The organism is Ralstonia mannitolilytica (assembly GCF_905397375.1).
Classification (GTDB): domain Bacteria; phylum Pseudomonadota; class Gammaproteobacteria; order Burkholderiales; family Burkholderiaceae; genus Ralstonia; species Ralstonia mannitolilytica.
Map to the genome: position 1 here is coordinate 155,409 of NZ_CAJPVG010000002.1, position 26,974 is coordinate 182,382.

At 67.4% G+C, this 26,974-nt stretch carries 24 protein-coding genes and 1 tRNA gene; 7 read left to right on the forward strand and 18 right to left on the reverse strand.

Going from position 1 to position 26,974, the window contains the following annotated elements; genetic code table 11:
* Positions 1-2: 2 nt before the first annotated feature.
* Together KHN96_RS06355 and pdxH are read right to left on the reverse strand one after the other, a co-directional pair.
* On the reverse strand, positions 3-1,223 hold the full coding sequence (locus KHN96_RS06355) for an SAM-dependent methyltransferase (RefSeq protein WP_045786287.1): 1,221 nt from the start codon (positions 1,221-1,223) through the stop codon (positions 3-5).
* A gap of 193 nt (positions 1,224-1,416) precedes the next feature.
* Positions 1,417-2,055: a pyridoxamine 5'-phosphate oxidase gene (gene pdxH / locus KHN96_RS06360; RefSeq protein ID WP_045786288.1), complete on the reverse strand. Its 639-nt coding sequence runs from the start codon at positions 2,053-2,055 to the stop codon at positions 1,417-1,419.
* Between the two features lie 215 nt (positions 2,056-2,270).
* On the opposite strand from pdxH, the gene KHN96_RS06365 reads away from it, so the two are divergent.
* From KHN96_RS06365 to KHN96_RS06375, 3 genes are read left to right on the forward strand one after another with little or no spacing between them, the layout of a single operon-like run.
* Positions 2,271-2,759 carry a sugar dehydrogenase complex small subunit gene (locus tag KHN96_RS06365; protein ID WP_045787811.1) on the forward strand — a complete coding sequence of 163 codons (489 nt, stop codon included), beginning with the start codon at positions 2,271-2,273 and terminating at the stop codon, positions 2,757-2,759.
* A complete protein-coding gene (locus KHN96_RS06370; RefSeq protein ID WP_045786289.1) occupies positions 2,759-4,381 on the forward strand; it encodes a GMC family oxidoreductase in 1,623 nt (540 codons plus the stop codon). The genes KHN96_RS06365 and KHN96_RS06370 overlap by 1 nt, the downstream gene beginning before the upstream one ends.
* Before the next feature lies 1 nt (position 4,382).
* Positions 4,383-5,660: a cytochrome c gene (locus KHN96_RS06375; RefSeq protein WP_045786290.1), complete on the forward strand. Its 1,278-nt coding sequence runs from the start codon at positions 4,383-4,385 to the stop codon at positions 5,658-5,660.
* 9 nt (positions 5,661-5,669) lie between these two features.
* Here KHN96_RS06375 and KHN96_RS06380 read toward each other — a convergent pair whose 3' ends face one another.
* Positions 5,670-7,967, reverse strand: a complete 2,298-nt coding sequence (locus KHN96_RS06380) for an AsmA family protein (protein WP_045787812.1) — start codon at positions 7,965-7,967, stop codon at positions 5,670-5,672.
* A gap of 83 nt (positions 7,968-8,050) precedes the next feature.
* Here KHN96_RS06380 and tcdA point away from each other — a divergent pair, with 83 nt between their 5' ends.
* Complete coding sequence (tcdA, locus tag KHN96_RS06385) at positions 8,051-8,953, forward strand: tRNA cyclic N6-threonylcarbamoyladenosine(37) synthase TcdA (RefSeq protein WP_115044017.1); 903 nt, start codon at positions 8,051-8,053, stop codon at positions 8,951-8,953.
* A gap of 7 nt (positions 8,954-8,960) precedes the next feature.
* Here the strand turns inward: tcdA and KHN96_RS06390 are convergent, their stop codons facing one another.
* The 3 genes from KHN96_RS06390 to trxA all read right to left on the reverse strand — a co-directional run bounded on the left by KHN96_RS06390 (position 8,961) and on the right by trxA (position 10,984).
* Positions 8,961-9,386, reverse strand: coding sequence for a bacteriohemerythrin (locus KHN96_RS06390; protein WP_045786292.1), 426 nt, complete (start codon positions 9,384-9,386; stop codon positions 8,961-8,963).
* A gap of 79 nt (positions 9,387-9,465) precedes the next feature.
* A complete protein-coding gene (locus KHN96_RS06395; protein ID WP_045786293.1) occupies positions 9,466-10,131 on the reverse strand; it encodes a DsbA family protein in 666 nt (221 codons plus the stop codon).
* 7 nt (positions 10,132-10,138) lie between these two features.
* Positions 10,139-10,984, reverse strand: a complete 846-nt coding sequence (trxA, locus tag KHN96_RS06400) for a thioredoxin (protein WP_045786294.1) — start codon at positions 10,982-10,984, stop codon at positions 10,139-10,141.
* Positions 10,985-11,175: 191 nt separating this feature from the next.
* On the opposite strand from trxA, the gene KHN96_RS06405 reads away from it, so the two are divergent.
* Positions 11,176-12,882, forward strand: a complete 1,707-nt coding sequence (locus KHN96_RS06405) for a long-chain fatty acid--CoA ligase (RefSeq protein ID WP_045786295.1) — start codon at positions 11,176-11,178, stop codon at positions 12,880-12,882.
* A gap of 28 nt (positions 12,883-12,910) precedes the next feature.
* Here the strand turns inward: KHN96_RS06405 and KHN96_RS06410 are convergent, their stop codons facing one another.
* From KHN96_RS06410 to KHN96_RS06430, 5 genes are all read right to left on the reverse strand, one after another.
* Positions 12,911-13,705 (reverse strand): ankyrin repeat domain-containing protein, encoded by a 795-nt coding sequence (locus KHN96_RS06410; protein WP_052698600.1) that lies wholly within the window; start codon positions 13,703-13,705, stop codon positions 12,911-12,913.
* Positions 13,706-13,716: 11 nt separating this feature from the next.
* Positions 13,717-14,445: a gamma-glutamylcyclotransferase gene (locus KHN96_RS06415; protein ID WP_115044015.1), complete on the reverse strand. Its 729-nt coding sequence runs from the start codon at positions 14,443-14,445 to the stop codon at positions 13,717-13,719.
* A gap of 136 nt (positions 14,446-14,581) precedes the next feature.
* Positions 14,582-14,657 (reverse strand) — tRNA-Cys (locus KHN96_RS06420).
* A 63-nt stretch (positions 14,658-14,720) separates the two neighbouring features.
* Complete coding sequence (locus KHN96_RS06425) at positions 14,721-15,071, reverse strand: FKBP-type peptidyl-prolyl cis-trans isomerase (protein ID WP_045786297.1); 351 nt, start codon at positions 15,069-15,071, stop codon at positions 14,721-14,723.
* Between the two features lie 38 nt (positions 15,072-15,109).
* Complete coding sequence (locus tag KHN96_RS06430) at positions 15,110-15,658, reverse strand: YaeQ family protein (protein ID WP_062739428.1); 549 nt, start codon at positions 15,656-15,658, stop codon at positions 15,110-15,112.
* Positions 15,659-15,840: 182 nt separating this feature from the next.
* Between KHN96_RS06430 and KHN96_RS06435 the strand changes: the two genes are divergently transcribed.
* Both KHN96_RS06435 and KHN96_RS06440 read left to right on the forward strand, forming a co-directional pair.
* Positions 15,841-18,687, forward strand: coding sequence for a DUF2339 domain-containing protein (locus KHN96_RS06435; RefSeq protein WP_062739427.1), 2,847 nt, complete (start codon positions 15,841-15,843; stop codon positions 18,685-18,687).
* A complete protein-coding gene (locus KHN96_RS06440) occupies positions 18,684-20,018 on the forward strand; it encodes a DUF3999 domain-containing protein (protein ID WP_062739426.1) in 1,335 nt (444 codons plus the stop codon). Before KHN96_RS06435 ends, KHN96_RS06440 begins: the two co-directional genes overlap by 4 nt.
* Before the next feature lie 87 nt (positions 20,019-20,105).
* Here KHN96_RS06440 and KHN96_RS06445 read toward each other — a convergent pair whose 3' ends face one another.
* The 7 genes from KHN96_RS06445 to KHN96_RS06475 form a co-directional block, all read right to left on the reverse strand.
* A complete protein-coding gene (locus KHN96_RS06445; protein ID WP_045786301.1) occupies positions 20,106-20,489 on the reverse strand; it encodes an MAPEG family protein in 384 nt (127 codons plus the stop codon).
* A 66-nt stretch (positions 20,490-20,555) separates the two neighbouring features.
* Positions 20,556-20,777: an RNA-binding S4 domain-containing protein gene (locus KHN96_RS06450; protein WP_045786302.1), complete on the reverse strand. Its 222-nt coding sequence runs from the start codon at positions 20,775-20,777 to the stop codon at positions 20,556-20,558.
* Between the two features lie 20 nt (positions 20,778-20,797).
* Positions 20,798-21,361 (reverse strand): YceI family protein, encoded by a 564-nt coding sequence (locus tag KHN96_RS06455; protein ID WP_062739425.1) that lies wholly within the window; start codon positions 21,359-21,361, stop codon positions 20,798-20,800.
* Between the two features lie 43 nt (positions 21,362-21,404).
* Positions 21,405-23,153 carry a glutamine--tRNA ligase/YqeY domain fusion protein gene (locus tag KHN96_RS06460; protein WP_062739424.1) on the reverse strand — a complete coding sequence of 583 codons (1,749 nt, stop codon included), beginning with the start codon at positions 23,151-23,153 and terminating at the stop codon, positions 21,405-21,407.
* 63 nt (positions 23,154-23,216) lie between these two features.
* On the reverse strand, positions 23,217-24,275 hold the full coding sequence (locus KHN96_RS06465; RefSeq protein ID WP_062739423.1) for a lipase secretion chaperone: 1,059 nt from the start codon (positions 24,273-24,275) through the stop codon (positions 23,217-23,219).
* A gap of 9 nt (positions 24,276-24,284) precedes the next feature.
* On the reverse strand, positions 24,285-25,271 hold the full coding sequence (locus tag KHN96_RS06470) for a lipase family alpha/beta hydrolase (RefSeq protein WP_062739422.1): 987 nt from the start codon (positions 25,269-25,271) through the stop codon (positions 24,285-24,287).
* A 190-nt stretch (positions 25,272-25,461) separates the two neighbouring features.
* Complete coding sequence (locus KHN96_RS06475; RefSeq protein ID WP_062739421.1) at positions 25,462-26,964, reverse strand: tripartite tricarboxylate transporter permease; 1,503 nt, start codon at positions 26,962-26,964, stop codon at positions 25,462-25,464.
* Positions 26,965-26,974 lie beyond the last annotated feature (10 nt).

Below are 26,974 nucleotides of genomic sequence, written 5' to 3' on the forward strand. Positions count from 1 at the left end.
GGTCAGGGGTAGATGTAGCGGCGCGACCACGGGATCGATGCGGCGGGCTTGCCGGCCTTTTGCAGCACGGTCTGGAAGATCGAGATCTCGTCGGCGTCGAAGGCATGTGCGCAGCCGGCGAGGTAGACACGCCAGATGCGGTACTTCTTCTCGCCGACCATGTTGCGGATGGTCTCGCCGTGGGTTTCGAAGCGTTCGGCCCAGTGCTGGAGCGTGCGCGCATAGTGGCGGCGCAGGCTTTCGACGTCAAGCGCTTCGAGGCCGCCTTCCTGCGCGGCGGACAGCGCCAGCGAGATGTGCGGCAGCTCGCCCTGCGGGAAGACGTAACGGTCGATGAAATCGCCGCCACCCATCGAGCTCTCGCCCCCGGCCGGGTCCGACGACGTGATGCCATGGTTCATGGCGACGCCGTCGTCGGCAAGCAGGTCATGCATGCGGCGGAAATAGCCGGGCAGATTCTTGCGGCCGACATGTTCGAACATCCCGACGCTGGTGATGCGGTCGAACTTGCCGGTGAGGTCGCGGTAGTCCTGGATGCGGATTTCGATGCGGTCTTCGAGGCCTGCGGCCTTCACGCGTTCGCGTGCGAGGTCGTACTGGTTCTGCGACAGCGTCACGCCCAGGCAGCGCGCGCCGTACTTCTGCGCCGCACGCAGCACCAGCGCGCCCCAGCCGCAGCCGATGTCGAGCAGCGTCTGCCCGGGCTGCAGGCGGATCTTGGTGAGGATGTGGTCGATCTTCTTGAGCTGCGCTTCATCGAGGGTTTCGTTGCCGTTCTCGAAGTAGGCGCACGAATACACCATGTTTTCGTCAAGCCACAGCTTGTAGAAGTCGTTGGATACGTCGTAGTGGTACTGGATCGATTCCTTGTCGCCTTCCTTCGTGTGGGCGAAATGGCGTACCACGCGGGCCAGCGCGTTGCCGCTGGTGGCGGCGGCCGAGGCGGCCAGCCCATAGCCGACGTTGATGATGTCGGCGAGCTTGCCTTCCAGGTCGATCTTTTCCTGAACGTAAGCCTCACCGAGGTTGTTCAGCGTGGGGGAGAGCAGCAGCGGCAGCGCGCTTGCTTCGCGCACGGTCAGCGTGACACGGGGTTGGTCGAAACGGCCGAGCTCGTATTGGTCGCCGTTCCAGAGGCGCAGGCGCACCGGAAGGTTGGCAGACTCGCGGATGTCCTGAATCCACTGTTCGAGCTTGCGGTCAATCGCCTGTTGAAAAAGCATGTCGACGCCTCCCTCATGTGCAGAAGTTCGGGGCAGCCATCGGATTGCCGCCCGAACGGATCACATTAGCTTACGACAAACTTTCCCATTGTGCTGTGCGGGTCTTGCCGGCGTCGGCTGGCCGTATCCGGCGGCAGCAAGCGCCATGCCCGGTTTGCCGCACTGCGCAATGCGTCATTGCGCGCGCCGGTGGTCAAGGGGCCAGGCGCACGATCTTCCAGTCGCCGTCTGCCTGTCTGCGATATTCGAGCCGGTCGTGCAGGCGCGACGGGCGGCCCTGCCAGAACTCCAGCCGCTCGGGCAGCAGGCGATAGCCGCCCCAGTGCGGCGGGCGCGGCGGGGCATCGCCAAAACGCTGGCGATACTCGGCTTCGCGGGCTTCGAGCGTGGCGCGGTCCGGCACCTCGCTGCTCTGCTCGGAGGCCCAGGCGCCCAGCCGCGATCCGAGCGGGCGCGAGTGGTAGTAGGCATCGCTTTCGGCGTCGCTCACCTTTTCGACGACGCCCTGGATGCGCACCTGGCGCTCCAGCCCGATCCAGTGAAACAGCAGGGCGGCGCGCGGGTTGGCGGCAAGTTCTTCGCCCTTGTGGCTGGCGTAGTTGGTGAAGAACGTGAAACCGCGCTCGTCGAGGTTCTTGAGCAGGACGATGCGCGCGGAAGGCTGGCCGTGGGCGTCGACGGTGGCCAGCGCCATGGCGTTGACTTCGGCCACTTCCGCCTTGAGCGCCTCATCGAACCAGCGGCGGAACTGGCGCAGGGGGTTGGTGTCCACGTCGGTGATGTCGAGCGAGGCGCGGGCGTATTCGGTACGGATGTCGGCGATGGAGGTCATGGGCGGTCAGGGTGGATGCGGCAAAGCGGCGTGCGGCCCGAGTATAGACAAACGCGCGGGGCCTCCGTTTGCGTGCGCGCAAGCCGCGCTGGCACGGTTCGCGCTTGGGCCGTTGTTCTGGCGATCCGCATTGCGGCGCCTATATTGGCTAGTCAAGGGCGCCCGGCGGACGGTGCCCGGCATCGTTCCCGCAAATGTTTCAACAGGATGTCGAGATGGACGCCCATTCCCCCACTCCCGAACCCCCGCAGACCGGCCTGACGCGCCGGCAGTGGCTGCAGGGCGCGCTGGCCCTGGCCGCTGCCGGCCTGGTCGGCTCGCAGGTGCTGCGTGCCGTTGCGCAGGTACCCACCGAACCGCTGGATGCCTTCATGGCGCTGTCGCAGGCGTTGACGGGGCGGCCCGCACTGGACCATGCGGTCGGGACGCGGCTGCTCGCGGCGCTTGGCAAGTCGGGGGCCGGTTTTGCCGCGCAACTGCGGCCGCTGGCGCAGGCGCTGGCCGCCGGTTCGTTGTCGGATGCGCAGCAAAAGACCGCGCTCAACATTCTGGAAGCCTGGTACGTGGGCGTGGTCGACGGCAACGTTGTCACGTATGAGCAGGCACTGATGTACAGCGTGGTGTCGGATACGCTCGTCATCCGCACGTATTGTCCCAACCAGCCCGGCTTCTGGGCCGAGCCCCCCGTCGAGAGGCAAGCCTGATGCCGGATACCCAACAAGCCGCACAACAGGCTGACATCGTGGTGGTGGGGTCCGGTGTGGCCGGCGCGCTGGTGGCATACGAATTGGCGCGTGCAGGCAAGTCGGTGCTGATGCTCGAAGCCGGCCCGCGCCTGCCGCGCTGGGAGATCGTCGAGCGCTTCCGCAACCAGGCCGACAAGATGGATTTCATGGCGCCGTATCCGTCCATGCCGTGGGCGCCGCATCCGGAGTACGGGCCGCCCAACAACTACCTGATCCTCAAGGGCGAGCACCAGTTCAACTCGCAGTACATCCGCGCCGTGGGCGGGACGACCTGGCACTGGGCGGCGTCCACGTGGCGTTTCCTGCCGAACGACTTCAAGCTGCGCAGCGTGTACGGCATCGCGCGCGACTGGCCCATCCAGTACGACGATCTCGAGCGCTACTACGGCCTCGCCGAAGCCGCGCTCGGCGTGTGGGGGCCCAATGACGAAGACCTTGGCTCGCCGCGCAGCCAGCCGTATCCGATGGCCCCGCTGCCGCTGTCGTTCAACGAACGCACGATCAAGGAAGCGCTCAACGCGCACGACCCGAGCTACCACGTGGTGACCGAACCCGTGGCGCGCAACAGCCGCCCGTACGACGGCCGCCCGACCTGCTGCGGTAACAACAACTGCATGCCGATCTGCCCGATCGGCGCAATGTACAACGGCATCTTCCATGTCGAGAAGGCCGAGCAGGCCGGCGCCCGCCTGATTGAAAACGCTGTCGTCTACAAGCTGGAAGTCGGCGCCAACAAGCGCATCGTCGCCGCGCGCTACAAGGATTCGAAGGGCGGCGAGCATCGCGTGGAAGGCAAGTGGTTCGTGCTGGCCGCCAATGGCATCGAGACTCCCAAGCTGATGCTGATGTCGACGAGCCACGATTTTCCGAAGGGCGTGGGCAACAGCTCCGACATGGTCGGGCGCAACCTGATGGACCATCCCGGCACCGGCGTGAGCTTCTATGCCGACCGCAAGCTCTGGCCAGGGCGCGGGCCGCAGGAGATGACCTCGCTGATCGGCTTTCGCGACGGGCCGTTCCGCGCGACGCAGGCCGGCAAGAAGCTGCACCTCTCCAACATCTCGCGCATCGAGCAGGAGACCGTGCGCATCTTCAAGGAAGGCAAGCTCATCAAACCTCCCGAACTGGACGCGCGCATCCGTGACCAGGCGGCGCGCTACGTGCAGTTCGACAGCTTCCACGAGATCCTGCCGCTGCCGGAAAACCGCATCGTGCCCAGCAGTACGGAGGTCGATGCCATCGGCATTCCGCGCCCGGAGATCACCTATCACATCGACGACTACGTCAAACGCAGCGCCGTGCACACGCGCGAGGTGTATGCCACCGCGGCCAAGGTGCTGGGCGGCACCGACGTGCAGTTCCATGATGACTTCGCGCCCAACAACCACATCACGGGAGCGACCATCATGGGCGCAGACCCGAAGGATTCGGTGGTCGACAAGGACTGCCGCACGTTCGACCACCCCAACCTGTTCATCAGCAGCAGTTCGACCATGCCGACGGTCGGCACCGTCAACGTCACGCTGACGATCGCCGCGCTGGCGCTGCGCATTGCCGACCAGCTCAAGAAGGAGGCGTGATATGAAGGCGATCGCTTCTTTCCTGGTGCTCTGCAGCGCGAGCGTGGCCGCCTGGGCCAAGGACACGCCGGCCGATACCGCGCAGATCAAGCGGGGCGAATACCTCGCCATTGCGGCCGACTGCGCCGCCTGCCATACCGCGCCCGGCGGCAAGCCGTTTGCGGGCGGCCTGCCCATGCCGATCCCGATGCTCGGCACGATCTACACGAGCAACATCACGCCCGACGAGAAGACCGGCATCGGCAAGTGGAGCTACGAAGATTTCGAGCGCGCCGTGCGCAGGGGCGTGGACGACGCGGGCAACAACCTGTATCCGGCCATGCCGTATCCGTCGTACGCGAAGATCAGCGACGCGGACATGCGCGATCTCTACGCGTACTTCCGCTACGGCGTGCCCGCCGTGCAGAACGACCCGCCGCCGAGCACCATCCGCTGGCCGCTGAACATGCGCTGGCCGCTCAAGCTGTGGAACCTCGTCTTTCTGAAGACCGAACCGTACGTGCCGCGTGGCGACAAGAGCCCGACGTGGAACCGCGGCGCCTATCTGACCCAGGGCCTTGCGCACTGCGGCACGTGCCACACGCCGCGCGGCTTCGCCATGCAGGAGAAGGCCATGGACGAGCGCGGCAAGGGGTACCTGGCGGGCTCCACGCTGGCCGGGTGGACGGCGTTCAACATCACGTCCGACCCGACCAGCGGCATTGGCGCCTGGAAACCCGAACAGGTCGTGCAGTATCTGCGCACGGGCAGCGTGCCGGGCGTGGCCCAGGCTGCCGGGCCGATGGGGGAAGCGGTGCAGCACAGCTTCTCGCGCATGACGACGCAGGACATCGAGGCCATCGCCGAATACCTGCGCACCGTGCCGGCGGTGAGCAACAACCTCGAACGCGCGCGGCACGACTGGGGCAAGCCCGCCACCGACGTCACCGCGCTGCGCGGCAAGCCGATCGAAACCACCATCGATGCGGCGCGCCTGTACCTCGGCAACTGCGCCACCTGCCACCAGGCGGATGGGCGCGGCACGCCTGACGGCTACTACCCGCCACTGCTGCACAACTCCACGGTGGGCGCGCGTGACACCACCAATCTCGTGCAGGTCATCATGAACGGCATCGAGCGCAAGGCCGGCGACCGGCACATCGGCATGCCGGCGTTCGGGCGCGAGCTGTCGGATGCGCAACTGGCGGCGCTCACGAACTACGTTACGCGGCAGTTCGGCGACCCGGCCACGCCGCAGTTGACTGCAGACGCGATTGCCAGACGGCGCTCGGGCCGATGAGCGGGCGGCTTAGCCGCCGGTCGTGTGCGGATCCCGCGATGCCGGGGCGGCCGGCTGGGCCGGACGCTGGGGCGGCGTCGCGGCAGCGGCCGGTTGTGCGGGCTTGATGTCGCCCTCGGGTGTGCGACCCGGCTTGTTGCTCTGATACGCCTTGCCGGGCGGCGGGGCTGTCGGACGCTTGCGTACATCTGCGAGCAGCCTGCCGCAGGCACTGTCCGGCGCCGGTTTGAGTTCGAGCACCGGCAGCACGGCGGCCACCGGCGCGGTCAGCGCCAGCGCCACCGCCCCGCCTGCACGCAGCGCCACCACGGCCGGATTGACCGACACATCCGGATGCTTGTACGTGCCCTTCACGTAAAGCGGCGTGCGCAGCGAGAACACGCGCAGCCCCTTCGAATCCGGGTGGATCGTGAAATCGAGCGCTTCACGCTTGAAGCTCGTCGCGCCCGTGATGTCGATGACGGCATCCTGCGTATCCACCACGAAGGTGCGCGCCTGCGCCAGCCCGTCGCTCACGGCGAAGTCGCCCACGGCGCAGTTGATGGTGACCTGCTTGTCGCCGAAGAGCTTGGTGAGGATCACGTTCGCCACGTTCAACCCCATCGCTTCGAGGATGAACTTGCTCACCGTGCCCTGCTCGACCATGATCTTCAGCTCGCCATTGGACGAGCCGAGCAGCGCCGCCACCGAGTTGCCGGTCGCCGAGAGGCGCGCGTCGCCGTTGAGTTCGCCCACGCTCGCGCGCATCGATTCGATCTTCGGGAAGAGCTGCTTGATCTTGAAGTGCCGCGCCGCCAATGCCGCGCGTGCCTGCATCGGCGTCGCATGGCCGTCGAGCTGGATGTTGGAGTTGAGCGTGCCGCCCGCCATGCCGAAGTTCAGCGGGTCCAGCGTCAACACCGCATCTTGCAGCTTGATGTGCGTGACCAGGTGGTCGATGGGCAGCTCCTTGGTGCGGACGATGCGCTCGCCGGTGAACTTCACGTCGGCGTCGATGGCGTTCCAGCGGTCGGTGCGGAATGGTTCGACGGGCAGGACCTTGTCAGCCGGCTGGCGCACCGTCTTGCCGCTTGGTTCGGCAGTGGGGTCGACGCTCGGGTCCGCACGCCTCGCCTTGCTGGCGTTGGAATCTGCCCCGATGATCGGCGCTAGGTCTGCAAACAGCAGCTGGCGCGAGACCAGCTCGCCGGTCAGCAAGGGCCGCGGCTCTCGCATCGCAAAGGTCAGCGTACCCGCCAGGTCTGAGCTGCCGACGCGGCCGGTGAACTTTTCATAACGCCATGTCGATCCCTGCTTGCGCAACTCGCCGATCAGCCGGCCGCGCGTGTCGAACGGCGGCGTGTCGGGCAGCACCACGCCCGTGAGCGGATAGAGGTGCGCCATGCTCGCGCCCGACAGATGCAGGCGCAGGTCCAGCGCCGCCAGTCTCGCCGGGTTGGTCAGCGTGCCTGCCAGGTCGATGCGCGTCTTGCCGACCGTCACGTCGGCCTGCACCGGGAAGGGCCGCTGCGTGTCCTGCAGGCGCAGCACGCCGCCGGCCTTGCCGCTGCCGCTGATGGCCGCGTTGTTGTACGTGCCCTTGACCGTCCAGGCAATGCCGTACGGCTGCTGCGGATCGGGCGCGACGGGCGCCGCCGCACTCGCCCCGGAAGCCGCTGCGCCCGAGTTGCCGGGCACCTTGGCGGCCTGGCCCTCGCCCTTGATCGTGGTGCCGTTGGCCGCGGCGTAGAGCGCCTGGTTGTCGACCGTGTCGATCGTCGCGGCCAGGTGGATGCGCTTGATCTCGTCGTCGAGCGCCAGCGAGCCCTTGCTGAACGCGATCTCGCGCAACTCGAGTTTCCAGTCCGAGGGCTTCTTGTCGCCGTCGCGGCCGGTGAGGTCGAACGTCCAGTTGTTGCGGTTCTCCTTGTCGCGCTCCAGCGCAATGATGGGCGTGTCGAGCGCGACGCTCGGGATGACGATGCGGTGCGTCAGCAGCGGCAGTGCTTCAAGCACGAACGTGAGCTGATGGATTGTCGCGACATGCGGCTGCCGGGCCCAGTCCGGATTGCCGACGGTGATGTCCTTGGCGATCAGCCGCGGCCAGGGCACGTACGCGCGCCATCCGGATTCCCCTTCGGGCTTCTTCCACGTAAGGATCAGGTCGCCGTTGATGGCGAAGGGCCGGCCGATGGCTTGCGAGACGCGATCGTTGAGATACGGCCGTGCGCGGTTCCAGTCAAACGTCAGCACAAACGCGACGGCTGCCGCCACGATGACGACGGGCGTGATGATCAGTCCGAGGGCGAGCTTGCCGGAGGTCCGCATGGTCTTCTTGTAGGTATCGAGCACGGAAAATGCGATCGCCCGCGTTGAGCTATAGTTCGGCGCAACCGCAATTCCATTGTGTCATGAGCCAAGTAGCAATCAGCGCGCCCGCGCACCCGCCCATCCTCGACGACGAATACGCACGCCGGTTCGGCGGCGTGGCACGGCTGTACGGCCCGCAGGCGCTGGAGCGCTTTGCCGCGGCCCACGTGTGCGTGATCGGCATCGGCGGCGTGGGGTCGTGGGCGGCGGAGGCGCTGGCGCGTTGCGGTGTGGGCAAGCTCACGTTGATCGACCTGGATCACATTGCGGTGTCCAACACCAACCGCCAGATCCATGCGCTCGGTGATGCGTATGGCATGGACAAGGTCGATGCGATGGCCGAGCGGATCCTGCAGATCAATCCGCGCGCCGAGATCAGCCGCATCGACGACTTTGTGACGGTGGAGAACGTCGAGGGGCTGCTCGGCCACCCGTTCGACTATGTGGTCGACGCCATCGATGCCGTCAAGGTGAAGACGGCCATCGTCGCGTTCTGCAAGCGCACCGGCAAACGCGTGGTGACATGTGGCGCCGCCGGCGGCCAGCTTGATCCGACCCGCATCCGCGTGACCGACCTCTCGCGCACGATCCAGGACCCGCTGCTCGCCAAGGTGCGCGGCAACCTGCGGCGCCAGCACGGTTTTTCGAAAAACCCGAAAGCCAAGTTCGGCATCGACGCCGTGTTCTCGGACGAGCCGCTGCGTTATCCCGAGCCGGAGCAGCAGGCATGTGCCGTCGAGGTGCCGGCGGAATCGAGCCATGCCGGCATCGATGACCTGGCTGCCGCAGGGCAGATCGAAGTCGTCAACGCGCCGCCCGCGCCCCAGCCGTCGCAGGGGCCGCGGGGCCTGGCCTGTGCCGGCTTCGGGTCGTCGGTGTGCGTGACGGCGGTGTTCGGCATGGTCGCAGCGTCGACGGCATTGCGCGCAATCGCCGCAGCCTGAGCCGCGTTCAGGCGGAGGCTTCGGCCGCCGCGTTCTTGCGTGCGCCCGGTCCGAACTGCGCGAGATGCGTGGTCATCATCCTGTCCATCACATCCACATGCTGTGCGAACCAGGCGGGCAGCTCCGCCACAAGGCGCCGGCCCAGTTCCATGTCGCCGGCCGCGGCGCGCTTGCGCACTTCCCGGCACAGCGCGAGCACGTTGTCGTGCTCGCCGCGATGGCAGTGGCGCGGGGGGAATTCCACGGCGTCCATCCACGCGTTTTCATCGGCAAAGTGCATCTCGGTGTGGGCGATGAACGCATCGAGTGCGGCGATGAACTGCGCGTCGGACGCGTCGGCCACGGCGTTGAGCAGGGCACAGAATTCGGCGTGGTTGGCGTCCGTGGCGGCGTCTCCGAGCTGGAGCGCCTCGGACCATTCGATCACGGGCATGGCGGAAGCACAATGAGATGGACGAGGCGTTCAGCTTAGCGATGGCCGGCTTGCGCTGGCTTGATGCCGGGCAAACCGGCTAGCCGGCGTCGGCGGCCGGGTGCTGCTGCAGCACCTCGACTGCGCGCGCATACAGCGCCACCGAAGGCGCATAGCCGCGTCCGATCTGGTACAGCGTGCCGCCATGTTCGGCCAGCAGGCTCGGAAAACCGTTGATGCCCCAGCGGCGGGACAGGCGGAAGTCTTCGCGCGTTTCGTTGCGCAGCGCCTCGGTGTCGAACGCGGCATCAAAGTGCGCCGCGTCGATGTCGTGGGCGAGCACTACTTGGCGCAGCACGTCCGGGTGCGTGGTGTCACGGCCTTCGGCGTAGAACGCGCGCTGGATGGCATGGAAGACCGTGAGCACGCGCTCGTCGTCCTCGCCCCAGTGCTCGCGCGCCATGACGACGGTGCGGCAGGCGGGTTCGGTGTCGTAGACGAAGCCCTCGCGGCGCATGGCCACCTCCGGCGATTGGTCGAACGGCATGCCGCTGCGCTCGGCAACGGCGTGCCAGTGTTGGAGGATTTCGTCGCGTTTCTCGGGCGCCAGCGGCTCGCGTTGGCCCGGCCGCAGCCCGCCGGTAACGAGCGTGACGGGCACCGGCGCGGCGAGCGTGTCGCCCAGCCGCTCGCGCAGGTCGGCCAGCTGCGGGCCGAAGCCATAGCACCACGAGCACATCGGGTCTGCCACGTAGATCAGTCGCATGGCTTCCTCAGTTCAGTCTGGACGCGAGTTGGCGGCGCCAGTGCGATACCGCCTGCGGGGCGTCGGCCATCATGTCGAACACCGACACCATGGTTTTGCGCGCGATGTCGTCGCGGAACGTGCGGTCGCGCTCGACGATGGCGAGCAGCTGTTCGAGTGCGGCTTCGTATTGGCGGCCGGCGATGTACAGCTGGGCCAGATCGAGCCGCGCCTGCAGGTTGTCGGGCTCGGCGTCGATCTGCGTGCGCAGTGCATCGGCATCGGGAAGCGCGTCGGCGCGCTCGGTCGCCTTCAGGCGCGTTTCCAGCGCAGCGTAGCGCTCGTCCTGCGGCGCTTTGGGCGAGAGCAGGGCGAATTCGTCCTGCGCGGCCTGCACGTCACCGCTGTCGAGCAGCAGGTTCACCAGTGCAAAGCGCGCGGCGTCAAAGCCCGGGTCGAACGCCAGCGCGCTCTGGAAGGCGTCGCGCGCCAGCACCGCGTCGCCGGCCTGGACGGCAGCCAGCCCTTCACGGTAGGCGATCTCGGCGGGCTGCGGAATCACGCGATCCAGGAACGCGCGCAGCTGCGGCTCGGGCAGGACGCCGACGAACTGGTCGACGGGCTGGCCATCCACGAAGGCCACCACATACGGGATGCTCCGTACACGAAACTGCGCAGAAAGCTCGGGGTTTTCGTCGGAGTTGACCTTGGTGAGTTTCCACTTGCCCGCGTATTCGGCCTCCAGCTTTTCCAGCATCGGGCCCAGCGTGCGGCACGGGCCGCACCAGGGCGCCCAGAAATCGACCAGCACGGGGATCTTGCGAGAGGTTTCGATCACTTCCTGCGCGAAATTCTGCAAGGTGACGTCGCTCATCGTCGGGGTTCTCCTCAGAAAGACAGCAGAAAAGCCGGCCGGCGCAACACCGGCGGGCGTCGTCCATTCTACTTGGGGGCATTCCGGCCGTTTTCAGGGCCAACAATGTGTGTCCTGGCAACGGTTGAAAATAGAACGATCGTTCGGATACCATCCGGTAAAAACAACACATACATTCTCGGAGACATGGCATGACACGACCGCACTTCCAGTTCTGGCCCCGGCGTTTGCCGCACAACATCCACTCGCCGCAGACCAGCCTTTGGTACAACCTGGAAGTGTCCGCGCGACGCTATCCGGACAAGGACGCCATCATCTTCTACGGCCGGCACACGACCTTCCGCGAATTGCATGACGACGCCGTGGCCGTGGCCGGCTGGCTGCAGCAGGCGGCGGGCGTGAAGAAGGGCGACCGCGTGCTGCTCTACATGCAGAACTGCCCGCAGTTCATGGCGGCGTACTACGGCATCCTGCGCGCCGATGCGGTGGTCGTGCCGGTGAACCCGATGAACCGGCCCGAGGAGTTCAAGCACTACATCACCGATGCGGGCGCGGCCACGGTCATCTGCAGTGCCGACCTTGCCGTCAACGTAACGGCGGCCAACGCCGACCTTCCCGAGGGGCAGCGCACGCAGCATCTGCTGGTCACGTCTTACGCCGACGCGCTGCCCGCCACGCATGAATATCCCGAAGACGCGCCCCCCGCCTGGATTACGGCCGAGCATCCGGCCCAGCCCGGTGCGGTGGCGTGGAAAGACGTGCTGGCCCAGCGCCTGCAGCCCGGCCCGCATACGGCCGGCCCCGACGACCTCGCCGTGATGCCGTACACGTCGGGCACCACGGGGTTCCCGAAGGGCTGCATGCATCCGCACCGCACCGTCATGCACAACATCGTGGGCGGCTCGCTGTGGTCGGGCGGCACGATGGAAGGCGTGAGCCTGTCGATCATTCCGCTGTTCCACGTGACCGGCATGCAGTACGGCATGAACGCGCCGATTTACATGGGCTCCACGGTGGTGATGCTGCCGCGCTGGGACCGCGAGGTGGCCGGGCGGCTGATCTCGCGCTACAAGGTCACGCACTGGACGAACATCCCGACCATGGTGATCGACTTTCTGGCGAGCCCGCAGCTGGCGGAGTTCGATCTGTCGAGCCTCGTCTACATCGGCGGCGGCGGGGCGGCGATGCCGCAGGCGGTGGCCGAGCGCCTGCTCAAGGAGTTCAACCTGGCGTACCAGGAGGGCTACGGCCTGTCCGAAACGATTGCGCCCACGCACAGCAACCCGGCCGACCGACCCAAGCAGCAGTGCCTGGGCATCCCCGTGTTCAACACCGACGCACGCATCGTCGACCCGCAGACGCTCAAGGAACTGCCGCCGGGCGAAGTGGGCGAGATCATTGTCAGCGGCCCGCAGGTGTTCCTCGGCTACTGGGGCAAGCCGCAGGCCACCGCCGAGGTCTTCATCGAATTCGAAGGCAAGACGTTCTTCCGCACGGGCGATCTCGGCAAGATGGACGAAGAGGGCTATTTCTTCCTCACTGACCGGCTGAAACGCATGATCAACGCGTCGGGCTTCAAGGTGTGGCCGGCCGAGGTGGAAAGCCTGCTGTACAAGCACCCCGACGTGCAGGAAGCCTGCATCATCGGCACGCGCGATGCGTATCGCGGCGAGTCGGTCAAGGCTGTGGTTGTGCTCAAGGCCCACGCCAAGGGCAAGACGACCGAAGAGGACATCATCAACTGGGCGCGCGACAACATGGCGGCCTACAAGTATCCGCGCGTGGTCGAATTTGTGGATGCGCTGCCCAAGTCCGGGACCGGCAAGGTGATGTGGCGCACGCTGCAGGAGCAGGAAAACGCGAGGAACGAGGCGGCCGAGAAACCGGCCGCAGCGTAAGGCAGAAGGGGCCCCGGCGGCCCCTTTTTCAATGCCCGCGCGCCTTGAAGAGCAATGCGCCGATGCCGTGGAAACCGCGCTGCCGCGCATGCCGCATCGGCGTGATGCCGCCGCGGTCGGGCAGGTTGGGGTCGGCGCCGCCGTCGAGGAGGATCTGCACGGTCTTCTCGTACTTTTCGCTGCCGTCGCCCAGGGCCACGGCTTCGATGAGCGCCGTCAGGCCCAGGTTGTTCGTGGCGTCGGGTGGCACGCCCGCCTTGACGAGCTCGTTGACAACCTCCACGTAGCCGCGCCGTGCGGCAGGGATCAGCGCGGTGTCGCCGTCGGCGTTGGTGGCGCGCAGGTTGGCACCGTGCGACAGCGCCAGCCGGACGGTCTCCGCATCGCCCTGGGCCGCGGCAAGCAGGAAGGCGCTGTTCTGCGCGTTGTCCTGCAGGTTGACGTCGGCGCCGGCCTGGATGAGCAGGCGGGCCGCCGCGCCCATGTGGGCGTACACGGCCGCGATGAGGGCCGTGCGGCCTTCGGCATCGCGCGCCTTCAGGTTGGCGCCCTCGGCGATCAATGACTGAATCGCCATCGTGTTGCCGGTTTGCGCGGCCACGATCAGGTCACGGTCCCGCGTGGCGGGGTCGCTGCGGCGGGTGGGGCGGGCGTCGGGCGTGCTGCCGGCGGGGGGCGCGACCTTGGCGCTGGCGTTGGCCGCCACGCGCAGGCTCGGCAGATGCTGCTCCTGCCAGGCGTTGGCCATGTCGCCCACCGCCAGTGCCATCCCGAGCATGACGCCAATCACCTGGTTGAGCGCGGGATGCGGGGCGAGGAGCATGGCGTAAGGGCTCAGGCGCTGAGGTAGGGGTCGGCCTGCGGCGCCGGTTCGGCCGCGGCGGGGGCGTTGGCGGCATCCATCGCCTGCAGCCGCGCCCACAGGCGGTCGAGATAAGCATCACGCAGGCCATTGCTGGCCAGCCCGATCAGCGTGCGCTGCAGGTATTCGCGTGCCGGGCCGTATAACCCGACCGCCTGGCGTAGGCAGCCGACCACGCGTTCGTCGGGCAGGCGGCCTGCATAGGCCTCGTGCGCGCGGTTCATGGCGAAGGCGAGGGCGTAGACGCGTTGGCCGTGGATTTCGGTCGGCAGCCAGCGCGGCAGATAGGCGCCGGTCAGCATCTCGCGCCGCCAGAGCACGCGGAACTCGCGCTCGGCATGCTCGCGTGGCACGCGGAAGGCGACGCCGCGGCAGCTGCCGCCGCGGTCGAGCCCGAGCACGAGGCCCGGGTTGTCCCATGTGCCGCGGTTGATGCGGGAATACAGGTAGAAGCCGCGGTGATAGCCGTGCACCGTGGCGGGCGCCGCCTCGGTGTGGAAGATCATCGGGTTCCAGATGAGGGAGCCGTAGCCGAATACCCATGCGTCCTGGCCTTCGCAGGGCGCGCTCGACAGCCGCGCGAGCGTCGATGCAAGCGACGCTTCCAGCGCAGCCTCGGTCAGCAGCGACGACGCGACGGGCGAATCACCCAGGGCGGCGCGCAACCGGTTCTGTTCGAGATCCTCTCGGGTGACGGCCATGTCGCAAGCATAGAGCAATCGTTACGCCTGGTCACGCAGGCGGACGGCCGATGCTGCGGAAACAGCGCGTTGCCGGGCTTGAGGAAGGTCTGACTATGGCGCGGCCGCAACGGTGGTGTCTGCACGGCCAGGAATGTGGAGGCGGGGGAACGGAATTGAACCGTCTTATACGGCTTTGCAAGCCGCAGCATTGACCACTCTGCCACCCCGCCCGGGGGAGGGCCCGCGATGCATCGTGTGACGCATCGCAGGCCGGGCGCGATTCTAGCGCAGGATCAGACTTCGAGCAGGTCGACCTCGAAAAGCAACGTTGCGTTCGGGGGGATCACGCCGCCGGCGCCGCGTGCGCCGTACCCCAGCGCGGCCGGGATGATCAGCTTGCGCGTGCCGCCGACCTTCATGCCCTGCACGCCTTCGTCCCAGCCCTTGATGACGTGGCCGGCACCCAGCGGGAAGGCGAACGGGTCGTTGCGGTCCTTGCTGGAGTCGAACTTCTTGCCGGCCTGCCCGTTTTCGTACAGCCAGCCGGTGTAGTGCACGGTGACGTATTTGCCGGCCGTGGCTTCAGCGCCGTCGCCGACGACGACGTCTTCGTATTGCAGGCCGCTTGCGGTGGTGGTGGTCATGGTGAGCCTCGTGGGTAATGACACGGTGAGGGAAAAGCTCAGGCTTGCGCGGCCTTGAGCGTATCGAGCTGAACGTGGACGTTGTCCGCGTCGTTGGCGATCCAGATATCGCCGTCCTGGATGGTCACCTGCAGGCGCATGGTGCGTTCCACCATGCCGGCCAGCGCAGCGACGGTATCGGGCGCGACTTCGTAGACCGACAGGTTGGCAAAGCGCGCGACCTTGGTTTCGGTCTGCTGCCACCACACGCGGCTCGCGTTGCCGCTATACGTATATACAGCGACCTGGCCCGCGCGGTTGCATGCCTTGCGGATGCGGGTTTCATCAGGGTTGCCGAGGTCGATCCAGAGTTCGATGGCGTCGATCAGGTCGCGCTGCCAGAGCTCGGGTTCGTCCGGTTCGGACAGGCCGCGCGTGAAGCCAAGCGCTTCGCTGGCGTGGCGCGCGAAGGCGAGCACGCGCACCATCATGCGCTCATCGTTCTCGCTCGGGTGGCGGGCGACGGTCAGCGCGTGGTTGGCGTAGTAGTGGCGATCCATGTCGGCGATCTGCAGATCGACCTTGTAGATCGTGGATTTGAGGGCCATGCGGGGTCAGCGGAGGGGCGGTTTTCAGCAAAGCGCGCATTGTCGCACGGGCCGGCGGCAGCGATGCGGCCGCGTGCAAGACGAGGCCGCCGCATTCCCTTCGGCCGCTGTTTGCGGTATACGAGCGGTGCGTGCGCGGTTCTGCGCATGCTTCTCCTATCCAAACAAGGATAATCAGAACGATGCGTTGGATATTCGGAATCGTGGGCCTGGTGCTCGGAGGCCTGTCGGGGGGCGTGGTCGGGGCGTTCTTCGGGGTGCTGGTCGGCGTGGGCTTGGCGTCGCTGATCCTGTACATGGACAAGCGCGCGAGCTCGCAGTGGGCGCATCCGCCCGAGCCCGATGCCGCGCGGCCGACGGTCACTGCCGCGACGATGACGCTGCACGAACGTGTGGCCCAACTCGAGCACGAGGTGTCGCTGCTGCGCCGCCAGATGGCGGAGATCCGGGGTGGGACGTCTGCCGCACCGCAGCCGGACGCCGTGGCCGACACGCCGCCGCACGTTGCGCCAGCGCCTGCCTTGGCCGAAACCTTGCCGCGTATCGAAGCCGTAGCCGCGCCGCAGGCGCCGATGGCGAGCCCGCCGCCGGCGCCCGAGCCCCAGCCGGAGCCCGTCGGGCAGCCTGCCATGCCGCCGATGGCGCCGCACGAACCGGACTGGGTCGAGCGCGCCGTGGGTGCTGCTCGTGACTGGCTGCTGGGCGGCAACAGCGTGGTGCGGGTCGGCATCCTGATCCTGTTCTTTGGCGTGGCCTTCCTGCTCAAATATGCCGCCGACAACAGCCTGCTGCCGGTCGAGTCCCGCCTGGCTGGCGTGGCCGTCGGCGCGATCGTGCTGTTGGGCATCGGCTGGCGGCTGCGCGACAGGCGCCCGGGATACGCGCTGGTGCTGCAGGGCGGCGGCGTGGGGGTGCTCTATCTGACGGTGTTTGCGGCCACGCGCATGGTGCCGCTGCTGTCTCCGGGGATGGCATTTCCCGTGTTGGTGCTGATCTGCGCGCTGGCGGCCGGCCTCGCTGTCAGGCAGAACGCGCCGGCGCTGGCATTCACCGGGAGCGCCGGCGGCTTCCTTGCCCCGATCTTGATCTCGACAGGCCAGGGTAGCCACGTGGCGCTGTTCAGCTACTACGCGCTGCTCAACGCGGGCATCTTTGCGATTGCGTGGTTCCGCGCGTGGCGGGCGCTGAATCTGCTCGGCTTTGTCTTCACGTTCGGCATCGCTACCGCGTGGGGCGTGCTGCGGTATCAGCCGTCGCTGCTGTCGAGCACCGAGCCGTTCCTGATCCTCTTCTTCCTGATGTACGTAGGCATCGCGCTGCTGTATGCGCTGCGCCGCCGCGTGAGCCTGAACCACTATGTCGACGGCACGCTGGTGTTCGGCACGCCGCTCGTGGCGATGGGCCTGCAGGCCGGGCTGGTGCACCACATTCCGTTTGCGATGGCGTGGAGCGCTGCGGCGCTGGCGGCTTTCTATCTGGGCATGGCAGCCTGGCTGGCGCCGCGGCGCGCGAACCTGGGCCTGCTGTACGAGGCGATGTTTGCGCTGGCCGTGATTTTCATCACGCTGGCGATTCCGCTGGCCTGCGATGGGCGCACCACCAGTGCGGTGTGGGCGCTCGAGGGTGCGGCGGTGGTGTGGCTCGGCGTGCAGCAGCAGCGGCGCCTGGCCCTGGCCGTTGGCCTGCTGCTGCAAGTGGCCGCGGGCGTGGCCTTGACCGGCAGCACATGGTTCGATTGGGATCCTGCGACCGGTTGGCCGGTGCTCAATCGCCGCTACATCGGCGGGCTGCTGATGGCGCTGGCGGGCGTGTTCACCGGCTGGCAGTTGCATGGCAGGGCGCCGGCGCGCGCGTGGCTGAAGGCAGCGCCCGCGCTGGGCATTGCCGCATCGGTGTGGGGATTGCTCTGGTGGCTCGGCAGCGGCAGTAACGAGATCGACCGCTGGGCCTGGCGCATCGCCAGCCAGACCATCGACCGGCCGGACATTCCGCTGTACGCCGGCTTTGCCGTGCTCACGGCATGGGCTGCGCACGCGCTGCGCCGCAGGCTCGACTGGACGCTGGCCGAGTGGTCGGCCCTGGCGCTGTCGCCAGCGCTTGCCGTCGTGGCGCTGGCGGCCATCGAGCATTGGCGCCCGTCGCCGCTGGCGGGGTGGGGCGGCCTCGTGTGGATCGCGTCGGTCGTGCTCGCCTTCGTGCTGCTGCGCCGCCAGGAGCGCGACGTGAAGGACGTCATCCTCGCGCCGCTGCATACCGTGCTGTTCTGGCTGATCTGCGGCATGTTGGCCACCGAAGGCTACTGGCGCCTCGACGCCTACGTGCCGGAGGGCACATGGAGCTTTGCCGCGTGGGCCTATGCCTATGGCGCGCTGCTTGCCTTGCTGGCGGGAGCCGGCTGGCGCATCCGCTGGCCCATCGCGCGTTTCGAGCGCGCCTATCTGCTGTGGGGCGCGGCACCGCTGGCCGCCTTGCTCTGGCTGTGGAGCCTGGCCAGCGCCGCCAGCGATGGCGACGCCGCGCCGCTGTTCTACCTGCCCGTTCTCAACCCGCTCGATGTGGCGCAGCTGCTCGTCTTCCTCGCCATTGCGCTGTGGATGCGCCGCGTGGCACTGCACAAGCTCGTGCCGGAGCCGTTGGTGATCGGCTATGCAATCGGCGCGACACTGTTCATCTGGGCCAACGCGGTGCTGCTGCGCACGCTGCACCACTGGGCCCACGTGCCGTACACGCCGGAAGGGCTGGGCGGCTCGATGCTGGTGCAGGCCTCGCTGTCGATGTTCTGGACGGTGCTGGCGCTGGTCGTGATGGTGCTGGCCACGCGCCGCGCGAGCCGGGCGTTGTGGTTCACCGGCGGCGCGCTGCTGGGTGTGACGGTGGTGAAGCTGTTCCTGTTTGACCTGTCGCGCGTGACGGGCGTCGAGCGCATCGTGTCATTCATCGGCATTGGCGTGCTGCTGCTGTTGATCGGCTATCTGTCGCCGTTGCCCCCCAAGGCCAAGGCGGCTGGCGAAACCGGGGAGGTTCTGTGAAGAAGGTTGTTCTTGCGATGGCCGCGGCCTCGCTGCTGTCGGCGTCGGCATGGGCCGAGCGGTTTGCGCTGACGGGTACGCCGGGTGCCGCCTATTACGCCGTCACGCTCAACGAAGACGTTTATGCCCACGCACACGAGGCGAGCCTCGCGGATCTGCGCGTCCTCAACGGCGATGGCGAACCGGTGCCATTCAGCCTTGACATCCCGCGCGATGCGCCGCCGCAGGCGCGCACGCTGCACGACGTGCATTGGTTCGCAGCCCCCGTGGATGATGCCCGGAAGCCCGGCACAGCCGGCGTGGTGCTCGGCGCAGACGGCGTATTGCGCGCCACCGGCACGGCCGCGCCGCAGGAGACCACGCGGGCATGGCTGGTCGACCTGAGCCAGCTGCATGACAGAAAAACGGCGACGGTGACGGCGCTCGTGGTGGTGTTGCCCGCGGTGGAGTTCCAGAGCGGCGTCAACGTGCAGGCGAGCGATGACCTGCAGCACTGGAGCCCCGTCGCGCAGGCCACGCTGTTCCGGCTGTCGAACCAGGGCAGCACGCTCGTGCAGGATCGCGTCGAATTCACGGGGCTGCGGGCAAAGTACCTGCGGCTGACCTGGCAGGGCAAGCCGCCCGCGCCCGAAGCCGTGCGCGCCGAAGTGGCCATGGGGGGGCGGGTGGCAGCGGCAGACAGCGCCATCCAGTGGCGCGCGGGGCTGGCGCCGGTGCAGACGCCGTCTGCCGGGGATTACCAGTTCGATACCGGCGGTGTGTTTCCGGTGGAGCGCGTGAAAGTCAGCCTGCCCCAGGCCAACACCGTCGCGCAGGCCACCCTCTACGCGCGCGCCGATGCGCAGGCGCCGTGGCGGATCATCACGTCGGCCCGCCTTTACCGGCTGGCGGGCGCAGGGGGCCAGGCGGAACAGGAGAACGCGCCCATCAGCGTGCCGGCAACGGCGGATCGCTACTGGCGCCTGCAGGTGGACACGCGCAGCGGCGGTCTCGGCGCCGGGGCACCGCAGCTGTCAGTAGGCTGGCGTCCGGCTACGGTCACGTATGCTGCGCGCGGCAGCGTGCCGTTCTCGCTGGCCATCGGGGAGGTGGCGCGCGGCAACCCCGTCGCACGCAACGATCTGCTGGCTGGCGCATCGCCCGCCATTGCGCCTGCGCAGCTTGGCGCGATGACGGATTCGCCGGCCGATGCACTCACGGCTGAGCCGCCCGCAGGACGGACACGGCAGTGGATCCTGTGGGGTGCACTGGTGGCCGCCGTGGCCGTGCTGGCGGCGATGGCATGGAAGCTCTTCCAGACGCCTGCAACGCCGCCCGACGCATCGCCGTAACGGCATCGCTCAGCGCATCGGCCAACAGCCTCGCCGAAACGACAACGGCGCCCCTGTTTGCAGCGGGCGCGGGAGGGCGTCGCCGGCTCAGTGAACGAAGGCCGGTTGCACGAACAGTGCGATGGTGATGCCATAAGCGGCCAGCCACATCAGCGAACGCGGCATGGCCCAGTCGGCGAAATAGCAGACCGTGTACAGGAGCCGAGCAACAATGAAGGCGACGGCCAGCAGGTTGACGCGGTCGATCAGGCCCCCGCCCAGGATGGCCACCAGCACGGCCACGGCAAAGAACGGGAATGCCTCGAAGTGGTTCTGCTGCGCGGCGTTGGCGCGGGCGGGAAAGCCGGTTTGCTGGGCGAGCCAGATGCGCGGGTTGTGGTTGTCGTACTTCTGGCCGCTCGCCTTGGCGACGGCGGCACACACGAGCGGAAACACGCCCGCAATCAACACGCACCAGAGTGCGATCGGCATGGTCAATCTCCTGGAGGGGGGACCGGCGCACGCTAGCACGCCGTGCGTTTTCAAACACCTGCGGCGCTATTCGGCATCGTGCACGGCAATGCGCACGTCGCCCAGCATCACGACCTGGCCGGCGCGGATCTTGGCCGTCTTGCGCAGCTCCGGATGACCGTCGACGGTGACGGCCCCATCCGCCACCACCGCCTTGCCGGCGCCGCCGCTGTCCACCACGCCGGTGAGCTTGAGCAGCTTGTGCAGTTCGATGTAGTCGGTGGTGAGGGTGAAATCGATATTGGGCATAGAAGGATGGATGGCGCGGCTTATTGAGGCGTGGCTTCCACGCTGATGTCGATGTCGACGCGGTCGCCCACGTCGGGCAGGAAACGCGTCATGCCGAAGGCGCTGCGTGCGATGGCGAAGTGGAAATCGCCGCCGCAGACGTGGCGCGTGCTGCCGGGCAGCTTCTCGTCGCCGCAGCTGAAGCGGCGCACGTCCAGCCGCACCGGCTGCGTCACGCCGTGCAGCGTCAGGCTCGCCTCGATGGCGACGAGCTTGCCGCCTTCGACGACAAAGCGGTCGCTGCGCAACCGGATGACGGGAAACTGCGCGGCATCCAGAAACTGTTCCGATTTCAGCACGCCGTCCAGCACCCGCAGGCGCGTGTTGATGGAGGCGGCATCGACGGTGAAATCGAAGCCGCCCTGGTGCGTTGCCTCATCGAAATTGATGGCGCCGTCGATCTTGTCGAAGCGGCCGCGCATCGTGGTGCGGTCAAAATGCGACGCGCCGAAGTAGACCGAGGTGTGTGCCAGGTCCGGCGCAAACGGCGCCGCGAAGGCGGGCGTGGCGAGCACTGCGGCCAGCAGCAGAATCCATGCACGCATGGTGCCTCCTTGTTCAGGGGCCCACGCACGCATGGGCCTGTGCTTACTTGCCCCAGCTGTCCTTCAGGCCGACGACGCGGTTGAACACGGGCTTGCCCGGTTGCGAGTCGATGCGGTCGGCCACGAAGTAGCCGTGGCGCTCGAACTGGAAGCGGTCTTCCGGGCGGGCGGCAGCCAGCGTGGGCTCCAGGTATGCGGTGACGACCTTCTTGGAGTCCGGGTTGAGCGCATCCAGGAAGTTCTTGTCGCCCGAATCCGGCTGCGGGTCGTTAAACAGGCGGTCGTACAGGCGCACCTCGGCTTGCAGCGCATGCGCCGCGCTCACCCAGTGGATGTTGCCCTTCACCTTGACGCTGTCAGCACCCGGCGTGCCACTCTTGGTATCCGGAACGATGTTGGCGTGCACGGCGGTGACGTTCCCGGCGGCATCCTTGTCGCAGCCGGTGCATTCGATCACGTAGCCGTAGCGCAGGCGCACCTTGTTGCCCGGGAACAGCCGGAAGTAGCCCTTGGGCGGCGTCTCGGTGAAGTCTTCGCGCTCGATCCACAGCTCGCGCGTGAGCGGGAACTCACGCCGGCCGAGTTCCGGCTGCTTCGGGTGCACGGGCGCGGAGCACGGCTCGTTGAAGTCGGCCGGCACGTTGTCGAGGATGAGCTTGACCGGGTCCAGCACCGCCACAGAGCGCGGCGCACGGGCATCGAGGTCGTCGCGCACGGCGGCCTCGAGGATGCTCATGTCGATCCAGCTGTCGGCCTTGGACACGCCCACGCGCTCGCAGAACAGCTGGATCGATTCGGGCGTATAGCCGCGGCGGCGGATGCCCACCAGTGTGGGCATGCGCGGGTCGTCCCAGCCGTCGACGCGCTTTTCGGTCACCAGCTGCAGCAGCTTGCGCTTGCTGGTGATGGCGTACGTCAGGTGCAGGCGCGCGAACTCGTACTGGTGCGGCAGCGTCTTGGGCAACACGCCGGCGTCGCGCAGGTGGTCGAGCACCCAGTCGTACAGCGGGCGGTTGTTCTCGAACTCCAGCGTGCACAGCGAATGCGTGATGTTCTCCAGCGCATCGGAAATGCAATGCGTGAAGTCGTACATCGGGTAGATGCACCACGCGTCGCCGGTGCGATGGTGATGCGCATGGCGGATGCGGTACAGCACCGGATCGCGCATCACGATGTTCGGCGCGGCCATGTCGATCTTGGCGCGCAGCACATGCTCGCCGTCCTTGTACTTGCCGGCCCGCATGTCGCGGAACAGCGCGAGGTTCTCGTCCACCGAGCGGTCGCGGAACGGCGACGGCGTGCCGGGCTTGGTGAAGTCGCCCCGGTTGGCGGCGATCTGCTCGGCGCTCTGGCTGTCGACGTAGGCCACGCCGCGCTGGATCAGCACCTCGGCAAAGCCGTAGAGCTGCTCGAAATAGTCGCTCGCGTAGTACAGGTGTTCGCCGCCGGCGTCGTTCCATGAATAGCCGAGCCAGTGCACGGCGTCGATGATCGAATCGACGTACTCGGTGTCTTCCTTGACGGGGTTCGTGTCGTCAAACCGCAGGTGGCAGCGGCCGCCGTATTCCTTGGCGAGGCCGAAGTTCACCCAGATGCTCTTGGCGTGGCCGATGTGCAGGTAGCCGTTGGGCTCGGGCGGAAAGCGCGTCACCACGGGCGGGATCGGTTGGCCTGCGGCGTCCTTGCGGCCGGCGTAGGTGCCCTGGGCGAGGTCGCCCTCGATGATCTGGCGCAGGAAGTTGGACGTGGATGCGGCGGAGGTGCCCGCGCCGCTGGCGTTGTCTTGGCTCATGGGAGTGCGTGATTCGGCAATCCCGTGATTTTACCGTGCCCGGCCGTCTGCGCCGGGTCCGGCCTATTTGCGCTGCGCCAAGCCGTCGAGCGCTTGTGCGCGCAGCAGCTCATTGGGCGCGGCAAAGGTCTGTGCGCGCAGTTGGGTGATCTGCGCGGTGCGGTCCGCTTCGGCGAGGCCGGGCGCGTGGCTGATGCGGTCGCGCTCGCGGGCGTAGGCGTCGTAGCGGCTGCGCCAATCGGCTTCTTCGCGGTTGCCGCGGATGAGGCGGTCGGCCACGATGCCGTCCACGCCCTGCGCCGCCAATTGCTGGCGGATCTGCGCGTCGGTGAGGCCTTGCCGGATCCACGCGTCCATCGCGCTGGCGAGCTTGATCGGGGCTGAGGCCTCGCGCCGGGCTTGCTGCACGGCGGGCGGCAGCCCGGCTTCGATGGCGGCCAGCCGGGCGGCGCGCTGTTCGGGCGACAGCGATGCATCGCTCATCACGGCCAGGCGGTCCAGTTCAGCGGCGTCAATGGCGTCTTGATCGCCGTACCAGGCCTGCGCGACGTCGGCGCCGAGCACCTGGCGCCGCAGTTCGGCACGCGCGGCCAGTTGCTGGCGCAACGTGGCCATCATGTCGGGGCGCTGCTGAAGCTGGTCGACGGTGGGCTTGCTGCGGCCGCCACCGCCTTGCGCCGCGAGGGCTTGGCGATACGCCAGATAGCGCTGCAACAGCGCCTGCGCCTGCGCCAGCGCGGGCGATACCAGCTTGGCACGCAGATGCGCCTGCGCCATCGCCACGCGCTGCGCTTCAGGCAGCGAGGCCGGCACGTCGAGAAAGTAGTCGAACACTTGCCGGTTGGCGGCCTCGACGATGAGGTGGCCGTGCGTATCGACGCGCAGCCCATCCGGCACCTGCGTGTCGGCCAGCTCCGTCGGCGGGTTGGCGGCCGCCTCTTGCGCTGGCGTGGCGTTGATGCTGCCGATGAAGGCGCCTGCGGTGGGGCGGGGCGGTTCCGGTGCCACTGCGGGCGCAGCCTCCCGCGCATGCCACCAGTAGACCCCGCCCGCCGTCGCCACCGCAACGAGCACGGCCGCCACAAACGTCATCGGCTGCATGGGCGACGGGCGGGTCTTCATGGGTGGCCCTTACAGACCGGCCGTCTTGAGCCGGTTGGCCTGCGTGCGGATCACGGCAACGGGGTCCGCCGCGAACGGGCCGATCAGCCCGAGCAACTGGTTGACCTCGTCGAGGTGGTTCCACGCGTAGTCGGTGGACAGCACTTGCCCGAACTTCGCGCTGCACACCGAGACGAGCCCATCGTTGGTGCCGGACCCGCGCGCCTGCATGACCGTGCCGGTAAAGACGAGCGCCGGATCGAACAGATCCAGGATGTTGGTGGCTGTCGAGCGGCCCGTCCACGAATAGAGCTTCTGCACGTTGCCGTTGCGCACATCGGTGCTGCTGCCGGTGTTGCAGCCGCTGGCCAGCCCGGCGCTCGGGAAGGCGGTGTTGAAGTCCGCCGCCCCGGCGGTCGACAGGATGCGCAGCGCGGCATAGCCGTCCTGCGGATTGCTGTTGCCGTTGAACCACGAGAGCACGGTGCCGGCAAGGTCGGCGCCGATGTTGAGCAGCGCCTTGAGCGGATCGGGCGCGCTCTCGACAAAGTCGGCAAACTCGGAGCCCTTGTGCGGTGTGCCGATGGTCGTGACGGAGGCCACCTTGTCAGGAATGACAGCGGCCGCGTAGCGAGAAGTCAGCCCGCCCTGGCTGTGGCCGATCAGGTTGACCTTGGCGGCGCCGGTGGTGGCGAGCACGCTGCGGATCTGGCTGACCAGCTGCTCGCCGCGCACCGTTTCGTCATTGAAGGCCGAGACGTTGGCCACGTACACCGTGGCCCCGTTGGCGCGCAGGTCTTCGGGAATCTGGTACCAGTAGTCGACCGTGCCGAGGAACTTGTCGGTGCCCGACAGTCCGTGCACCAGCACGATCGGGTACTTGGTGGCTGCATAGGCGCTTGCGGCCTGTGCCGGCGCGAATGCCGCGATGGTGACGGTGGAGGCGGCCACGACGGCGGCTGCAGCATGCGTGCGCAGAAACCGGCGCACGGCGCGGAGCGGGGAAGGCTTTGACATACGGTTTGTCTCCTGGACATTGGACTGTGGCCGGCCTCTGCGGGCCGATCGCCCTCCGTTATCCGAGGCGCGCCATCCAACGTCAACCGAAGTGGAGGTTTGGCTCTAATGCTGCGGCGCCGCGCCCGCAAACAAAAAACCGGAGGGCAGGCCTCCGGTTCTGTAGTGTGCGACGCAGCATGCGGCCGGGCTATTCCTCCTGGAACGCCTCCTCGCGCTTCTTGCTGATGACCGGCATGGCCACGAGCAGCACCAGCACGGCCGCCGCAATCAGCAGCCCGAGCGACAGCGGCCGCGTGACGAAGGTGGAGAAATCCCCGCGCGAGAGCAGCAGCGCGCGGCGGAAGTTCTCTTCCATCATCGGCCCGAGCACGAAGCCGAGCAGCATCGGCGCCGGTTCGCAGCGCAGCTTGACGAACATGTAGCCGATCAGGCCGAAGAGCGCCGTCTGGAAGATATCGAACGTCGTGTTCGACACCGAATACACGCCGATGCAGCAGAACACCAGGATGGCCGGATACAGGAAGCGATACGGCACCTTCAGCAGCCGCACCCACACGCCGATCATCGGCAGGTTCAGCACGATCAGCATCAGGTTGCCGATCCACATCGAGGCGATGAGGCCCCAGAACAGCGCGGGGTTGCTGGTCATCACCTGCGGGCCGGGCTGGATGTTGTGGATCGTCATCGCGCCCACCATCAGCGCCATCACGGCGTTGGGCGGGATGCCGAGCGTGAGCAGTGGGATGAACGACGTCTGCGCCGCGGCGTTGTTGGCCGATTCCGGACCGGCCACGCCCTCGATGGCGCCCTTGCCGAATTCGCTCGAATACTTCGAAGTTTTCTTCTCCAGCGAGTACGACGCGAACGACGCCAGCGTTGCGCCGCCGCCGGGCAGGATGCCCAGCACCGAACCGAGCGCCGTGCCGCGCAGCACGGCCGGGATCATGCGCTTGAAGTCCTCGCGGCTGGGCCACAGGTTGCGGACGTGGTCGATGAAGGTTTCGCGGTGCTCCTTCTGCTCGAGGTTGGCGATGATCTCGGCAAAGCCGAACACGCCCATCGCCACCGACACGAAGTTCAGGCCGTCGGCCAGCTCCGGCACGTCGAATGAATAACGCGCGGTGCCTGAGTTCACATCGGTGCCGACGAGGCCCAGCAGCAGCCCGAGCACGATCATCGCAATGGCCTTGACGAGCGAGCCGGAGGCCAGCACCACCGCGCCGATCAGCCCGAGCACCATCAGGGAGAAATACTCGGCCGGCCCAAAGTTGAACGCGAATTCCGACAGTGGGGTGGCAAACGCGGCCAGCACGAGCGTGGCCACGCAGCCGGCGAAGAACGAGCCGAGGCCGGCGGTAGCGAGCGCCACGCCCGCGCGCCCGCGTCGCGCCATCTGGTAGCCGTCGATGGTGGTGACCACCGACGACGATTCGCCCGGCAGGTTGACGAGGATGGCCGTGGTCGAGCCGCCGTATTGCGCACCGTAGTAGATGCCCGCGAGCATGATCAGCGCGGCCACCGGCGGCAGCGCGTACGTGGCCGGCAGCAGCATCGCAATCGTGGCGATGGGGCCGAGGCCCGGCAGCACGCCGATCAGCGTACCGAGCACGCAGCCGATGAACGCGTAGACGAGGTTCTGGATGGACAGCGCGGTGGAGAAGCCGAGCGCGAGATTGGCAAAGAGGTCCATGTCGTGCTCC